This window comes from Streptomyces sp. NPDC058335 (assembly GCF_042723915.1).
Lineage (GTDB): Bacteria > Actinomycetota > Actinomycetes > Streptomycetales > Streptomycetaceae > Streptomyces.
Genome location: NZ_JBHXHX010000003.1, coordinates 369,342 through 384,220, shown reverse-complemented (window position 1 = coordinate 384,220; position 14,879 = coordinate 369,342). Strand labels below are relative to the sequence as shown.

Below are 14,879 nucleotides of genomic sequence, written 5' to 3'. Positions count from 1 at the left end.
CGGGAGCCCCTAGGGGCCGATCCCCGACAACACCCCTGACCGGTGCGGCACTTGCTCCGGGACAGACCGGGGTCGCACGCCCTCCCCGGTGACGATCCGGTCGCCGCCGGACGGCCGCAGGATGATCACGCATCCCGTCGCCGAACTCCCAGGAGTCCTCCCGTATGCGCGCTCGCCGCCGTACCCTCGCCCTCGCCGCCTCCCTGGTGCTCGCCCTCGGGGCGGGTCCGCTGGCCGTCCCCGCCTTCGCCTCGCCCACCACCCCGGCCGCCGCCGAGACGTGTCCCGACGGCTTGAACGCGCGGGCCCTGTGCGAGGCGGTCGCCGGACTCCCGGACGGGGACGCGACGGCGGCCCTGGTCCGGGTGGGCGGCACCGACGGCACCTGGCGGGGCAGCGCCGGCGTGCACGACCTGGCGAGCGGCCGTCCCGCCGACCCGGACGCCCGGTTCCGGGCCGGCTCGGTGACGAAGGTGGTGACCGCGGCGGCGGTGCTGAAGCTCGCGGCGCGCGGCGAGATCGACCTGGACCGGCCGGTCCAGCGCTATCTGCCGGGCCTGCTCGGCAAGGACTTCCGGCCGGTCACCGTACGGCAGTTGCTGAACCACACCAGCGGTATCCCGGCGGGCGACGGTCTCGGCGAAACCTTCGAGGAGGTGTACGCCCACCGCTACGACACGCTCACACCCCAGGCGGTCGTGGCGTCGGCGTCGGCGAAGGGGCCGGAGTTCCGCCCCGGCCGGAAGCAGCACTACCTCAACATCAACTACACGGTCCTCGGCCTGCTGATCGAGAAGGTGACCGGCCGGCCGTACGCCGCCGCGGCCACTGAGCTGGTGCTGGCGCCCGCCGGGATGCGCGACACGTACTTCCCCGGCACCGACCCGCGCATCCTCGGCCCGCACAACCACGGCTACCAGGCCGTGGAGAAGGCCGACGGGACGACGGAGTTGGTCGACGTCACCGAGTGGAACCAGGCCGACCGGTTCGCGGCCGGGGACATGATCTCCACCACCGCGGACCTGGAGCGACTGCTCGGCTCGCTGTTCGAGGGACGGATCGTGCCGCGGCCCCGACTGCGGGAGATGTTCACGGTCCCGGCGCACATCGAAGGGGCCACCTACAGCGCGGGGCTCCAGCGGTTCGAGTACGGCGGCCGGGTCTACTGGCTCAAGTCGGGCGGCCGGTACGGCTACAACGCGCTGATCGCCGGGACCCGGGATCTGAGCCGGACCCTGGTCTACTCGGTCAACGCGACGGACGCCAAGGGCGAGGGGATGAACCCGGTGGCCGAGCGCATCGCCCTCGCCGCACTCAAGTAGCGGCGACGGCCCAGGCGTTGGGGGCGGTAAGCGCCTCCAGCCGCTTGATCTTCCGTCGGACGACGTACAGCGGGATCACGCCGAACACACCGAAGGACATGTCGAGCACGCTCCACCAGAAGGGGATGCCGCGGACCGGCCCGCAGATCAGGGCGAGCGGGATGATCCCGGCGCAGGCGATCATCGCGAACTCGACGACCCAGATGTTGCGGACCGGGTCGCGGTAGGGGCCGTAGAAGGCGACCGCGATGACGAGGTGCGCGAAGGCCAGCCAGTCGGTGCCGTAGAGCATGAAGGGGTATTCGGCGTCGACGACGTCGAGCCCCTGCCGGACCCGCACGATCCAGTCCATGAGGGCGGGGAGGTGCTCCGGCACGGACAGGGCCCGCAACAGGTCCTCGGTCCAGCGCAGTTCGTGCACGAGCGGGAAGGCCGTGGCGCCGCTGAGCACCAGGCAGACGACGAAGAAGACAAGCCAGGCTCGGATGCCCTTGAGGAGGGCGGCTCTGTCGCTCATGGCGGCAGCGTACGCCAGCGAGTTGAACATGTTCAAAACCATTCCCGAACCCCGCCGCGCCGACGACCTGCCCTCCCCTTTCCTCTTTCCTTCATACCCCGAGGGGGTATAAGGTACTGCCATGGATACCCCCCACGGGTATCCATGGCGGCAGACGAAGAGAGAGAAGAGTCGGGAGCCCGGTATGAACCCCTTGCAGAAGATCGGCGCGTTCACGGCGGCGCTGGCCACGGCCTTCGGCACCGCCTACGGGGTCGGTACGGCGTTCGGCCCGATCGACCAGGAGACCACGGCCGCCGGACACACCGGGAGCCACAGCCCGGAGCCGGCGAAGAAGCCCCCGGCCGGGGATCTCCTCCCGGCCGGCCTCCAGGTCTCCCAGGACGGCTACTCCCTGGACCTGGAGACCACCGCCGTCCCGGCCGGGCACAGGAGCACCCTGCGCTTCGTCGTCCGGGACGCCGACGGCGACCCCGTGACCCGCTACCGGACCGCCCACGGCAAGCAGCTCCACCTGATCCTCGCCTCACGCGAGCTGACGACGTACCGCCATCTCCATCCCGTCCGGGCCGCCGACGGCACCTGGAGCACCTCGGTGGACCTGCCGGCCGCGGGTGGCTACCGCGTCTTCGCGGACTTCCTGCCGGCCGGTGAGAGCGAGGGCCTCACCCTCGGCTCCGACCTGACGGTCACCGGGCCGTACCGGGCGGCCGAACCGCCCGCGCCCGCGGCCACCACCACCGTCGACGGCTACACCGTCGCCCTCGAAGGCACCCTCACCGCGGGCGGCGAGAGCGACCTGGCCTTCACCGTCCGCCGGGACGGGCGGCCGGTCACCGGCCTGGAGCCCTACCTCGGCGCCTACGGCCACCTGGTCGCCCTGCGCTCCGGCGACCTGGCCTACCTGCACGTCCACCCGCACGAGGAAGCCGAGGGCGACAGGACGTCCGGGCCCGAGGTGTCCTTCGCCGCCACCGCGCCCAGCGCCGGCACCTACCGGCTGTTCCTGGACTTCAAGGTCGACGGGACGGTCCGCACGGCGGCGTTCACGGTGCGGACGGGCACGCAGGCGGCACCCGGGACCAGCCCCGGTACGCACGAGGAGACCTCGCACGGCCACTGAGGCGCCTCAGCGCAGTTCCCCGTCCAGCGGCACGTGCCGTACCCCCGGCAGGTGCCCGTCCAGCTCGCCCGGCTCGAACCGGCACATGCCGACCGCGTGCCAGAACTCGCCGGTGACATCGCCCTCGAACTTGTAGGCGCCGGACGGCGACAGCGCGGCCCAGCCGCCCGGCAGCCCGACCAGGGTGGCGCGCAGGGCGGCCGGCCCGTCCTCGGGCAGGTCCCACAGCCGTACGGTCCCGTCCTCGCCGCCACTGGCGAGCAGTGAGCCGTCGGGGTGGAAGGCGACCGCCAGCACGCGTCCGGTGTGCCCGGTCAGGACGGCGCTCTGTTCGCCGGTGCGCGGGTCCCAGAGCCGGATCGTGCGGTCGTCGCCCGCGGTGGCGAGGAGCGGCCTGCCGGGATGTGCGGCCGCGGTCCACAGCTTGCCGGTGTGCCCGGTCAGCCGGTGCGCGATCACCCCGTCCCGCCAGATCACCGCACGCCCGTCCCAGGAGGCGCTGGCCAGCCAAGACCCGTCGGGCGCGAACGCCACGGCGTAGACGCGGTCGGTGTGCCCGTCGAGGACGGCGGTGATCCGGCGGTCGTCGCGGTCCCAGACGCGCACCTTCCGGTCGTCGCAGCCGGTGGCCAGGGCCCGTCCGTCGGGCCGGAAGGCGATGGAGCGGACCCGGCCCGAGTGCTCCCCGATGGTGGTGACATGGGCGCCGGTGGCCCGGTACCAGAGCCGTACGGTGTCGTCGTCGTTGGCGGTGGCGAGGAGTCGGCCGTCGGGGCTGAACGCCTCGGCCCAGACGTGGTCGGTCTCCACGTCCATCTCTCGCTGGTACTCGCCCGTGCCGGCGTTCCACAGATACATGTCGCCGTCGCTGCCCGCGGTGGCCAGCAGCGGGCCGTCGGGGCCGAACACCGCCGAGACCAGCCGGTCGCTCCGCCCGGCCAGCTCGCGCAGCCGCCGCCCCGAACCGGCGTGCCACAGCCGGACGATCCCGTCGTTGCCGCCGGCCGCGAGCATCGAGCCGTCGGCGCTGAACGACAGCGTCCCGATCCGCCGCCCGTGACCGCGCAGGATCCGCCGCCCCTGTCCGGTGGCCGGGTCCCAGAGCCGTACGACACCGTCGTTCGCGCCGGTCACCAGGAGGGCGCCGGTCTCGGGGGCGGGCGAGTCTCCGTGCGGACGGAACTTGCACACCCAGACCGAGCCGCGGTGGTCGGTGGGCTGGCGGGTCAGCGGGACGGCCACCGCGTCGGCGTCGGGTGTGATCCGCCACAGCCGGACCACGCCCTGGCTGTCCCCGGCGGCGAGCAGCGTCCCGTCCGGATCGAACAGGACCTGGTACACCGCGCCGCGGCAGCCGCCGAGCAGCCCGGCTCCGGTCCCGGCGGCGAGGTCCCACAGGCGGACCTCGCCCTCGGTGTCGCCGCTGACCAGGAACCGTCCCCCGGGGTGGAAGTCGAGCGTGTAGACGCGCCCCGCGTGCCCGGTGAACGTGTGCAGCACCCGCCGTCCGGCGACGTCCCACACCCGGACCGTGCCGGCCCGGCCCTCGCCCATGTCTCCGGTGGCCAGCAGCGTCCCGTCGGGACTGAACCGGGCCCGGAACACCGCGCCCCGGTGCCCCGGCAACTCCCCGAGCGGCCGCCCGCCGGCCAGGTCCCACAGCCGTACGCCGGCGGCGGCGTCCCCGGTGACCAGGGTGGCGTTGCCCGGTCCGAAGGCGACGGTGTAGACGGGCGCGGAGTGACCGGCCAGCCGGTGCAGGGGCGCTCCGGTGGCCGTGTCCCACACGGTGACCACGCCGTCGGCGTCCCCGGTCGCCAGCAGTGAGCCGTCGGCGTCGAGGACGACGGGCCAGACGCCGCTGTCGTGGATCCGCAGCACATGGCGGCAGCTCCCGGACACCGGGTCCCACAACCGTACGGTCCCGTCCGCGCTGCCGGTGGCCAGCACCCGCTCCCGGAACTTGACGCCGTACACACGGTCGGTGTGGCCCTCCAGGGTGCGCAGGGCGGTCCCGGTGACGGCGTCGCAGACCAGCACCCCGCCGTCCTCGCTGCCCACGGCGAGGAGTTCGCCGTCCGGGCTGTAGGAGATCGGCTCGGGCAGTCGGCTGGTCCGCATGTCGTAGCCGTACGGCACGCCGACCGCGGAGGGCCGGAAGCCGGAGTCGACGGCCATGCCGGGGGCGAGTGCGGCGGCGGCGAGTTCCGGGGTGTCCGTCAGTCCGGGTCCGGCGGTCGCCGACACCAGGGCCGCCCGCCGCCATCTCCCGCCCTCGACACGGGCACCGGTCAGGTCGGTGCGGATCAGCCGGGCCCGCCGCAGATCCGCCCCGCGCAGGTCGGCGCCGGTGAGATCGGCGCCGTCGAGGCGGGCCCCGGTGAGGCGGGCGTCGCGCAGCACGGCCCCGGAGAGGTCGGCGCCGACGAGCCGGGCGTCGGTGAGGTCGGCGCGCGTGAGGTCGACGCCGGAGAAGTCACGGTAGGAGAGGTCCTCCCCGGCGAGGGCGGCGCCGCGCAGGTCGGTGTGGGCGGGCACCCGCAGCCGGGAGAGGATCTTCACGGCGTTGGCGCGGGCGGTCTCGCCGCCCCCGGCGCCGTCCCCCAGGGTGCGTTCGGCCCAGGCCTGGCAGGTGCGGTGGTCGGCGAGGTCGCAGAGGAACTCGACGGTGAGGCGGCTCAGGGCGAGCCGGTCGAGCAGCGAGGTGTTCCCGGCGGCCAGCCGCAGGGCGCACGCGCGGGCGACGAGCCACTCCACGACCGAGCCGTGGATGAACCGGAAGACGCCGTCGTCGTCGCGCACCAGCAGGGTGCCGGAGCCGACCGCGTGCGCGGCCTGCGGCACGGTCAGCCGGCTGTCGGCGAGCCCCGTGAGGGTCTCGGCGACGTCGGTCAGCTCGTCGAGCCGCAGGGCGTCGCGGCCGCTCTCGCACAGCCGCAGGGCGAGTGCGGTGACCGCGTTCCACAGCTGGTCCAGGCTGAGGCCCGGGGTGCGGCCGGGGCCGCCGCCGGCCCGCTGTTCCTCGAAGCGGAGCCAGGCGGTGAGCACCTCGCGGTAGAGCCCGGCGGGGCTGAGGGCGCGGCCCGCGCCGGCGACCGCGCGCAGCTGGTCGTCGTCGAGGTCGGCGACGAAGCCGAGCAGCCGGGGGTTGCGGCACAGGGCGAGCAGATCGGGGATGGCGTCGAGGAGGCGCAGCCGGCGGTCGGCGGCACGGTCGTCGCCGTGGTAGCGGTTGACCAGGTAGGCACGGATCTGGGCGGGGGTGAACTCCTGGACGGCCAGGACCCGGCGGTGCGGGAGCAGTCCGACGCGTTCGCCGAGGGCGGTCAGCACCTGTCCTTGCGAGCGGAAGTGCTGGGTGCGGCTGCTGACGACGATCTTGGCGTTGTCGACGGCGGAGTCCAGCAGCACCTGGAGGCGTTCGGCGGCGCGGTCGTAGGTGACCTGGCTGACGAGTTCGTCGAAGCCGTCGAAGAGCAGCACGATCCGGCCCTGCCGGAGCATGTACCGGAAGGCGCGCAGGTCGATGGTGTCGACGCCGTGCGCGGCGAGGTGGGCGGCGACCAGGCCCTCGAAGGAGTAGGCCCGGTCGAGTGCGTTCAGTTCCACGAACAGCGGGACGAGGTGCGGGAGTTCGGCCGGGATGCGGCGGGCCAGCTCGCGCAGCGCGAACGTCTTGCCGTGCCCGAAGTCGCCGAGCAGCAGCAGGAAGCGGCCCTGGTCGGCGTCGAGGAGGCGGAGCATGTCGTCGACCAGGCCGTCGCGGTCCTCGGCGCCGAGACGCTCCACCTCACGGTACCGCTGCGGCAGGTACATGCCCGGCGGATAGCGGGGGTCGGTGCGCAGCCGCTCGCTCTGCGCGGCGACGTACGCGCGCAGGTCGAGCAGGCCCTGGAACTCGGTGAAGCTGCGGACCCGGACGCCTCTGCGGCGGGCCTGGTCGCGCAGGTCGCGGGCGGGCGGCGGCCCGTCGTGGACGAGTTCGGCCTCGGTCTCGGCGTCCGCCGCGTGCACCAGCGCCACGACCCGTTCGACGTCCTCGGCGGTCGGGGTGCCGGTGTGCACGGCGACCCGCTGCTGGCGGATGAAGCCCGACTGGTTCCAGGTGACGAGCAGTTGCGGCACCGGACCGGCGACCGGCCGGATCTGGGCGCCCTCGTGCCGCGTCCGGCAGACCTCGGCGACCCGGGCGAGCAGCGCCTCGGCCGGGGACTGGACGGTGCGCGGTCCGGGCTCCGCCGGGTCGCCGGGGTCCGGGGTGGGCTCGTCGGCCTCGGGGTCGGCCGGGCCGGGTCCGAACGCGCGGTGGGCGCGCCGCCACTCCACCGGCCGCCGTTCCGGGTCGCCCGGCCCCTGCCAGGCGGTGAGCCCGTCGCCGCCGAGGTGCAGCAGCCGGTGCCCGCCGGGTCCGGCGGCGCCGAGCAGCGGCAGCTCTCCGGAGGCGGTGGTCAGGACGGGGTGGGCGCCCGGTCCGGCCGGGCCGTGCAGCAGCAGGTGCAGGCGGGGCGCGGTGAGCCTGCCGAGGACGTCGGTGTCGCGCAACGGTCCCGCCCCGTCCCGGCCGGCGCCCCCGCCCCGGCCGGGCGGATGCCGCAGCGCCCCGATCCGCAGCCACCCCTCCTCCTCGTACGGCCGCAGCGCCTGCGCGAACCAGGCGGCCTGCTCGGGTCCGACCAGACCGTACTGGTCGTCGAGCCGGTGGCTGTACGCCATGGAGGAGTTGAGGCCCGCGACGACCGTGCGCAGTTCGGGCACGGGAAACAGCGACCACGGCTGATCGCTGTCGAAGACGACGTCGAGGCCCTGGTACAGCTCCTGGAACAGCCGGGCGAAGTGCCGCCACTTGGGCCAGTACGGCGGCCGGGGCGGCATCTCGTCGGCCTCGCAGGTGCTGAAGTAGGCCCGGCAGGCGGCCTGGTTGACGTCCCCGCCGCCGGGGACGAGGGCGACCCGGTGCGGTTCGAGGCCGAGCAGGGCGCGCAGCCCGGTGAGGAAGGCGAGTGCCTGGTCGAACTCGCGGGGGCTGCCGGAGGCGGTCAGGTCACCGGTGACCACCAGCAGGTCGGGCGCCGGGACGCCGGCGTCGGTGAGTTCGACCAGGTCTCCCCAGATCGCCGCCTGCAGTTCGGCGGGGTCCTGGCCGCGTCCGAAGGCGGGCCCGGCCAGTTGGAGCACGGTGACCGTCTCGCGCCCCGGCGCGTCCCCGGCGACCCGCGGGTACGCCGGCGGCGCCGCGGGCCTGCGCCGGCCGGCCCAGCCGGGCCGCCCGAGGGATCGTCCGGGCGGGGGCGCGGCCGGCACCGGCGGGGCCGGCGGCGCCGGGTGGCCGTCGCCCGGGTAGTCGGGGCGCAGAGTGGGCCGGGCGCGGCCGTCGAGGGCCTGGCGGACCCGGGTGAGGAGCAGGTCGCGGGCGGCGGCGGGGTCGGCGACGGGGACCAGGTCGACGTAGGTGATGGTGGCGAGCAGTCCCTCCACCGGGATGTCCTCGACCCGGACCGTGATCAGCCGGCGGTCCGGGGCGTCCGGATCGGCGCGCAGGGCGGCCTGCCACTCCATACGGCCGTACCGGGAGCGTTCGTAGTTGCGCGACAGCACGGCGATGACCGCAGCGGACTCGCTCACCCCCCGGTCCATGAAGTCCACGAAGTTGGTGCCGGGCACGAAGTCCCAGGCCTGGAGGACGGTGCGGTACCCGGCCTCCTCCAGGATCCAGGCGATCCACGACGCCCAGCGCTCGTCGGCCGGCGAATAGCTGACGAAGAAGTCCAACGGGCCTGTGCCTGCGGTGAGCTGACGGTCCCCCATGTATTCATGATGCTATGAGCGAGCACCGAAATGCACCGGTTTCGCAGCCACTTTCCCGGCCCGGGGACCCCCGTCGCGAAACCGCCGCACGCAAGTACCCCCTGGTTACAGCGGGGCACAGATGTGCGATCCTGCCGGGCGTGGGTGGTTTGCGGCGTCTTCATGCACTGGACCAGGTGGCGATCGGTCTCCTCGTGACCGGACTCGTCTGCGTGGCCACCGGGCTGCTCCCCACCGGCTCGGCCTCGGACGCGATGACCCGCATCGCCCCGCTGCTGGCGTTCCTCGGCACGGTGATCGTGCTCGCCGACCTCACCAGCCGCGCCGAGGTCTTCGACGTGGTCGCGGCCCGGGTCGCCCGCGCCGGGCGGGGCCGGTACCCGCTCCTCTTCCTGCTCTGTGTCGCCTTCGCCTCCGTCACCACCATCGCCCTCAACCTGGACACCACGGCGGTCCTCCTCACCCCCGTGATGCTTGCCCTGGCCACCCGGGTCGGCATCGCGGCCGTCCCGCTGGCGATGACCACGGTCTGGCTCGCCAACACGGCGAGCCTGCTGCTGCCGGTCTCCAACCTGACGAACCTGCTGGCGGCGGACCGGGTCGCGCTGTCCCCGCTGGGCCTGGCGGGCCGGATGTGGGCCCCGCAGCTCGCGGCGATCGCGGTGACCATGGCCTGCCTGTGGGGGTTCTACTGGCGGCGCGGACGGCGGGGTTCGGCGGGTCCGGGCGGGACGGCTCCGGGCGCGGGGCCGGGCGCGGCGCGCGTGGAGGACGTACGGGTGGAGGCTCCTCCACCGGTACGGAACGGCGACCGTTATGTGCCGCCGGGACCGCACCGGCCCGCCGACCCGGTGCTGTTCCGCGTCTGCGGACTGGCCTGTGGCGGGTTCCTGCTGGCGACCCTGGTCGCGGACGTGGAGCTGTGGGTGGCCTCCGCGGTCGCCGCCGCGGTCGCCGTCGCCGCCTTCGCGGCACGCGACCGCGCGGCCCTGCGGCTGTCCCTGGTCCCCTGGCGGCTGCTGGTGATGGTCCCCGGCATGTTCCTGGTCGTGGAGACCGTCAACGCCAACGGCCTGCACGACCTGCTGGCCTCCGCGGTCGGCCACGACGGCGGCGTCGGGGGCATGTTCCGCGCGGCGGCGGTCGGCGCGGGCCTGTCCAACGCCCTCAACAACCTCCCCGTCTACCTCGCCGGCGAGGCGGCCGTCCCCCTCGCCAACCACGACCAGTTGCTCGCCCTGCTGGTCGGCACCAACGCCGGCCCGGTGATCACCCCCTGGGCCTCCCTGGCGACCCTCCTCTGGTACGAACGCTGCCACGCGTACGGCGTACGGGTCCCGCTGGCCCGCCTGATGGGAACCGGCGCGGTGCTCGCGGTCGCGGCGGTGACGGCGTCGGTGGGCGTGCTGGCGATCACGGGCTGAGGCGCGGCGCTACGACTGGGTCGGCTCCGGCAGACCCGCGTGCGCCTCCGTCACGGGCCCTGCCTCCGCCCGCGCCGCCAGCTCCAGCAACTGCGGCAGTACCCCCGGACGGCCCGCGACGAAGGAGCGTTCGGTGTCCGGGCCGGTGAAGCCGCCGCCGAACTCCCGGCCGTCCAGGTGCCGGACGGCCACCCCGGCCTCGCGGGCCAGCAGCGCTCCGGCGGGCAGGTCGATGGCCTCCGCGCGGTAGCCGACGAACCCGTCGATGTCGCCGCGGGCGAGCATCGCCCAGGCCAGCAGCGGCGCCCACAGCTGGAGCAGCCGCCGGGAGCCGAGTTCGACCGTGTGCCGCAGCGCGCGGGCGGCCGGGTCGTCGCGGCGCACGCCGTGCCCCTGGGTCCAGGCCAGCAGCGGCCCGGCGGGCGGGGCCGGACGGTCCCGGCCGGCGGGCGGGGTGAGCCGCCCGCCCGGACCGTACGCGCCGCAGCCGCGCCGCGCCGACCAGGTCCGTCCGCTCACCGGGTCGTGCACCACCCCCACCACCGGGGCGCCGTCGACGCACAGCGCGATGCCCACGACGTACACGGCCAGGCCGATCACCACGTTGTTGCTGCCGTCGAGGGGGTCCACCAGCCAGGTGCGCCCGCTGCCGTCGCCGCCCGACTCGCCCGATTCCTCGGCGAGGATCAGGTCGTGCGGGTGGCGCGCGTGGATCCGGTCCACCACGAGCCGCTCGGCCATCAGGTCGAGGTCGGTGACGACGTCGCCGAGTTCCCCTTTGGGCCGGGCGGTGAAGCCGTCGGGGAAACGGGACCGCAGCAGCGCCCCGGCCTCCTCGGCGGCGGCGACCGCCGTGGCGCACTCGGAGCTGAAACGGGCCGTGAGGTCAGGAAAGGGGTTCGGGCTCATGGATCCTCCTGAGGGCGGCCCGCGCGATCCGGACGGTCTGGGCCGCGTCGCACGTCCTGCGGACCACCCGGCGGCCCGGAGCCCGTACGGGGCCCAGGGAGAGGTCCGCCCGGCCGGGCAGGGTGCGCCCCAGCACCAGGGTGGCGGCCGGGCTGCCGTCCGGCACCACGGTGGTGTGGAACTCCCCGGCCGGCAGGGCGTAGGTCTGGCCGCGGGAGCTGGTCTGCTCGGCACCCGGCAGGCAGCGCACCAGCCGCCGGGTGGGCCGCAGTTCGTCCACGCCCGAGGGGTCGCTGTGCACCTCGAACACGCGGTGGGTGGGTGTCTCGGGTTCCTCGTGGACGCCCACCCGCCGGTTGCCGAGCCGCCCGTACAGCACGGTGCTGGTCAGGTCCCAGCTGTGCGAGTGGACCTGATGCCCGGTCAGACCGGGGTCGGTGGGACCGAAGACGTGCACGCACACCCCCCGCGGCCCGTCCCGCAGCACGGGCAGGCACACGAATCCCAGCGGATGCCGCACCGCCCGCAGTGCCCTCCGGCCGCTGACGACCTCCTCCAGCTCCGCCGCGGCCTGCCGCAGCACCTCGCCGACGGCCCCCCGCCGTGCCGCCCGCTCCAGGGCCGGGTAGTCCATCGTCGCCCCCCTTGAGACCTACCTCCGGTACGGATCCTCCGCGTGCAGCGCCCTGTCGATGATGTCGCCGACGTCCCGGTCCGTGAAGCCGGCCGGCAGCGGCAGGCCGAGCCGGTCCAGCAGGCGGCGCACCTCGTCGACGGTCGGTTCGTCGCTCAGCCCGGTCGCCTCCCGCAGGTCGAGCTTGACCGCCTGCTCGCGGCTCTGGTGCAGCTCGGTGACGTAGTAGTCGTAGAGCGGCCGGCCCCGCTCCACGTACAGGCTCACCCGGCGCGGATCGTCCTGGGTGATGATCAGGCAGGTGTCGGAGAGGTCGAAGCGCAGGGTCGGGGCCACCGACGACAGGTGCACGTCGATCTCCAGGGTGTCCAGCCGCTGCCGGTGCCAGGCGGCGGCGACCACCGTGGCGTACGACTCCTTGCGGGTGCGCTCGGTGGTCCACTCGGTGAACGCGCCGCTCTCCTGCCGGTGCCCGAAGGTGCGGCGGAAGCGCGCGTAGGCCTCGCACGCCCGGTCGTCCGCCGGGTTCACGATGTCGATCTTCATGCTGAGGGAGCGCCGCCGCCGCTGTGCCTCCAGGACGCACTCCGGGAGGGTGACGGCCCGCAGGTAGGTGCCGGTGCCGCCCTTGAACACCCAGCGGGCGGTGGCGCGCCGGGCCTGCTCGTGCGCCAGGCCGACCTCGGGACCGGCGAGCGTACGGACCATGGCCAGGTCCTCGATCGCCCGGCTGGTGCCCTCGGTCGCGCCCCGGATGTCGGCCAGCCGGCGCCGGCGTTCGGTCAGCGAGCCGTACACCAGCGCCGCCAGGACCAGCAGGATGGAGCCGGTGACGATGTTGTCGTCGAAGTCCTTGTCCAGGATGTCCATCAGGCCGACGACCAGGGCGACGCCGATGGCGACGACCCCGTCCGCGTTTCTGACCGCCCACGCGATCGAGTGCTCGAGTCTGCCCCCGGACGGCTGCTGCGGCGTACTGCGCGTCACGTTCCCACCCTCCCCCGACGGTGACCTCCAGAGTAGGAGCAAGGAGCCGTCCGCGGCTACGGTGCGTGAATCGTCCTCAACGGCGCGTACCGGTCTGGGAGGGCGCGATCGAGGGCGTACCCGACCCGGCGGACGGCGCGGACGTAGCCTCCGACGGCGACTCCGTAGGGGCCGGGCCGGGTGTGGGCATTTCGGTGTCGGTGCCGGGCTCCGGGGTCCGGCTGCCCTCGGTGGGGTCCGGGACGGAGGGGACGGGTGACGCCGACGGAGTCGGCACGGCCGACGGGCTGCTCGCGGGCGGCGGGGCCATCGGGACCGTGGGTGCGGCCGGTGCCTCCGATCCGCCCAGGCGCAGCGGCAGCACGGCCAGGGTGGCGACCGCGCAGGTCACGCCCACTCCGACGGTGGTCCGCAGCAGCCGACGGCGGACGGCGCCGCGACGGACGGCCTCGTAGTGGCCGGGTGGCGGGGCCAGGTGGCCGGACGGGGGCCGCAGGATGACGGTGAGCGGGTCGTCGGGCGTTCGGTCCGTGCCGTCGCCCGCGTCGTCAGCGTGCGTGATCAAGGCTTCTCCCCAGGTGTGCGCGGAGCAGTTCGCGGGCCGCGTGCAGATCGGCCTTGACGGTTCCTTCCTTGCGCCCGGTGAGCGCGGACACCTCCCGGATCGGCATGTCAGCGTAGTAGTGCAGCAGGATCGGCACCCGCAGCCGGTCGGGCAGGGACTGCACGAGCAGCCGGACCGACGGGTCGGCGGGCTGGGCGGGCGGGTTGACCGCGGCCTCGACGGTCGCCCGGCGCACGGCCCGGCGTTCGCGTTCGAGCTTGCGCCAGTGGTCGCGGACCAGGTTGGCGGCGGTGACGTAGAGGAAGCCCTGCGGCTCGGCGACCGCCGTCCAGCGGGCCCAGAGCCGGGTGAAGGCCTCCGAGGCGATCTCGTGGGCGGTCTCGTCGTCGTCGACAAGCCGGCGGCACCAGCCGGCCAGGCGCGGGTAGAGGGCGGCGAACAGTTCGGCCGCCGCCCTCTCGCGGGATCGTTTCACCGCTCTCCCGCAGGGGTCAGGACCGCGAACACGATCACGTTGTCGCGGTACTCGTCGCCGGTGAGCGGCCCGCCGCAGGTGATGAGACGCAGTTCGGGCCGGTCCACGTTCCCGTAGACGTCGGTGGTGGGGAAGTCCTTCTTGCCGACGGTCCGTACGGCGGTGACGGTGAACTCCGCGGTGGTCCCGTTCTCCAGGCGTGCCGTGATCGCGTCGCCCGGCCGCAGCCGGTCGAGCCGGCGGAAGACGCCGTCCCCGTACTTCCCGACCGTGACATGGCCGAGGAGCACCGACGGCCCGGTCTGGCCGGGCGTCGGCGAGTACCGGTACCAGCCGGCCCGGTCGTCGGCGGTGACGGCGGGCACCTCCACGCTGCCGTCGGCCTGCAGACCCAGCCGTACGACCGGGGTGTCGACCCCGATGGCCGGAATCCGCAGGGCGACGGGGGCCGAGCGCCCGAGCGGCCGCGCGGTCCCCGCCGGGGGATCCGCGGAGGGCGCCGGTGACGCGGGCGGGCTGCTCGCGGCCCGGTCGGCCGGGTGGCCGCCGGCGCAGCCCGCGAGCAGGCCGGCGCCGGCCACGGTGAGGAAGGCGCGCCTGGAGTACGGGCTCATGCGCCGGTCGTCCTCCGGCGACGCAGGACGTACACCCCGGCGCCGCCCGCGGCGAAGGCCGCCGCGAGACCGCCGCCGATCAGCGTGCCGTCGCCCGACGACGGCGCGGCCGTCGTGGCCTCACCGGTGTCGGCGGCCCCACGGGGGACGACAGGGACCTGGTCGTCGGAGCCCGGTGCCACGGTGGGCGCGGGCACCGGGGTCGCCTCGCTGGGGGCGGGAGCCGGCGTGGGTGCCGTCGCGGGGGTGGACGGGACGGCAGTCGGCGTCCCCCCGTCGGCGAACGCGGGCCCCGCCCCGATCAGCAGGGCGGTGCCCGCGACGGCCAGGGCGGTGAAGCCGGTTCGGCGGATGAATCGCATGAGTCGTTCTCCTTCGTCGGTCCGCACGGGCTGCGTGACGGATCGAGCGGAGAGACGAGACAGCGTGGCCACAGGTTGTAAAGAGATGGCAAAGCCGGATGGCGGTGAACTCCGCACAGCGCCGCCCCGGACGGAGAACTCC

12 protein-coding genes are annotated in these 14,879 nt (G+C 74.5%); 3 read left to right on the top strand and 9 right to left on the bottom strand.

Translation table 11 applies throughout. The annotated features are described in order from the left end of the window. Nucleotides 1–164: 164 nt before the first annotated feature. Entirely contained in the window at nt 165–1,322 is a 1,158-nt protein-coding gene (locus ACFWJX_RS07575; RefSeq protein ID WP_383238239.1) for a serine hydrolase domain-containing protein, read from the top strand. On the opposite strand, the gene ACFWJX_RS07570 is transcribed toward ACFWJX_RS07575, so the two are convergent. After that, entirely contained in the window at nt 1,315–1,839 is a 525-nt protein-coding gene (locus ACFWJX_RS07570) for a hypothetical protein (protein WP_383238236.1), read from the bottom strand. The two genes, ACFWJX_RS07575 and ACFWJX_RS07570, sit on opposite strands and share 8 nt — an antisense overlap. Before the next feature lie 184 nt (nt 1,840–2,023). Between ACFWJX_RS07570 and ACFWJX_RS07565 the strand changes: the two genes are divergently transcribed. Further along, entirely contained in the window at nt 2,024–2,962 is a 939-nt protein-coding gene (locus ACFWJX_RS07565; protein WP_383238233.1) for a hypothetical protein, read from the top strand. 6 nt (nt 2,963–2,968) lie between these two features. On the opposite strand, the gene ACFWJX_RS07560 is transcribed toward ACFWJX_RS07565, so the two are convergent. Then, the gene (locus tag ACFWJX_RS07560; RefSeq protein ID WP_383238231.1) at nt 2,969–8,767 is read right to left on the bottom strand and encodes a TIR domain-containing protein; all 5,799 of its coding nucleotides are present in this window, start codon (nt 8,765–8,767) and stop codon (nt 2,969–2,971) included. A 167-nt stretch (nt 8,768–8,934) separates the two neighbouring features. Here ACFWJX_RS07560 and ACFWJX_RS07555 point away from each other — a divergent pair, with 167 nt between their 5' ends. Then, a complete protein-coding gene (locus tag ACFWJX_RS07555; RefSeq protein ID WP_383238489.1) occupies nt 8,935–10,191 on the top strand; it encodes an SLC13 family permease in 1,257 nt (418 codons plus the stop codon). 9 nt (nt 10,192–10,200) lie between these two features. On the opposite strand, the gene ACFWJX_RS07550 is transcribed toward ACFWJX_RS07555, so the two are convergent. The 7 genes from ACFWJX_RS07550 to ACFWJX_RS07520 form a co-directional block, all read right to left on the bottom strand. Then, nucleotides 10,201–11,100: an inositol monophosphatase family protein gene (locus tag ACFWJX_RS07550; RefSeq protein WP_383238228.1), complete on the bottom strand. Its 900-nt coding sequence runs from the start codon at nt 11,098–11,100 to the stop codon at nt 10,201–10,203. Further along, on the bottom strand, nt 11,078–11,734 hold the full coding sequence (locus ACFWJX_RS07545) for a hypothetical protein (protein WP_383238225.1): 657 nt from the start codon (nt 11,732–11,734) through the stop codon (nt 11,078–11,080). Before ACFWJX_RS07545 ends, ACFWJX_RS07550 begins: the two co-directional genes overlap by 23 nt. Before the next feature lie 18 nt (nt 11,735–11,752). After that, nucleotides 11,753–12,721, bottom strand: a complete 969-nt coding sequence (locus tag ACFWJX_RS07540; protein ID WP_383238222.1) for a hypothetical protein — start codon at nt 12,719–12,721, stop codon at nt 11,753–11,755. A 76-nt stretch (nt 12,722–12,797) separates the two neighbouring features. Then, on the bottom strand, nt 12,798–13,286 hold the full coding sequence (locus ACFWJX_RS07535) for a hypothetical protein (RefSeq protein WP_383238220.1): 489 nt from the start codon (nt 13,284–13,286) through the stop codon (nt 12,798–12,800). Then, nucleotides 13,270–13,761 (bottom strand): RNA polymerase sigma factor, encoded by a 492-nt coding sequence (locus tag ACFWJX_RS07530; protein ID WP_383238217.1) that lies wholly within the window; start codon nt 13,759–13,761, stop codon nt 13,270–13,272. Before ACFWJX_RS07530 ends, ACFWJX_RS07535 begins: the two co-directional genes overlap by 17 nt. Next, nucleotides 13,758–14,375 carry a class F sortase gene (locus ACFWJX_RS07525; RefSeq protein ID WP_383238214.1) on the bottom strand — a complete coding sequence of 206 codons (618 nt, stop codon included), beginning with the start codon at nt 14,373–14,375 and terminating at the stop codon, nt 13,758–13,760. The genes ACFWJX_RS07530 and ACFWJX_RS07525 overlap by 4 nt, the downstream gene beginning before the upstream one ends. Beyond that, nucleotides 14,372–14,737 (bottom strand): sortase-dependent protein, encoded by a 366-nt coding sequence (locus ACFWJX_RS07520; protein WP_383238211.1) that lies wholly within the window; start codon nt 14,735–14,737, stop codon nt 14,372–14,374. The genes ACFWJX_RS07525 and ACFWJX_RS07520 overlap by 4 nt, the downstream gene beginning before the upstream one ends. Nucleotides 14,738–14,879: the final 142 nt, after the last annotated feature.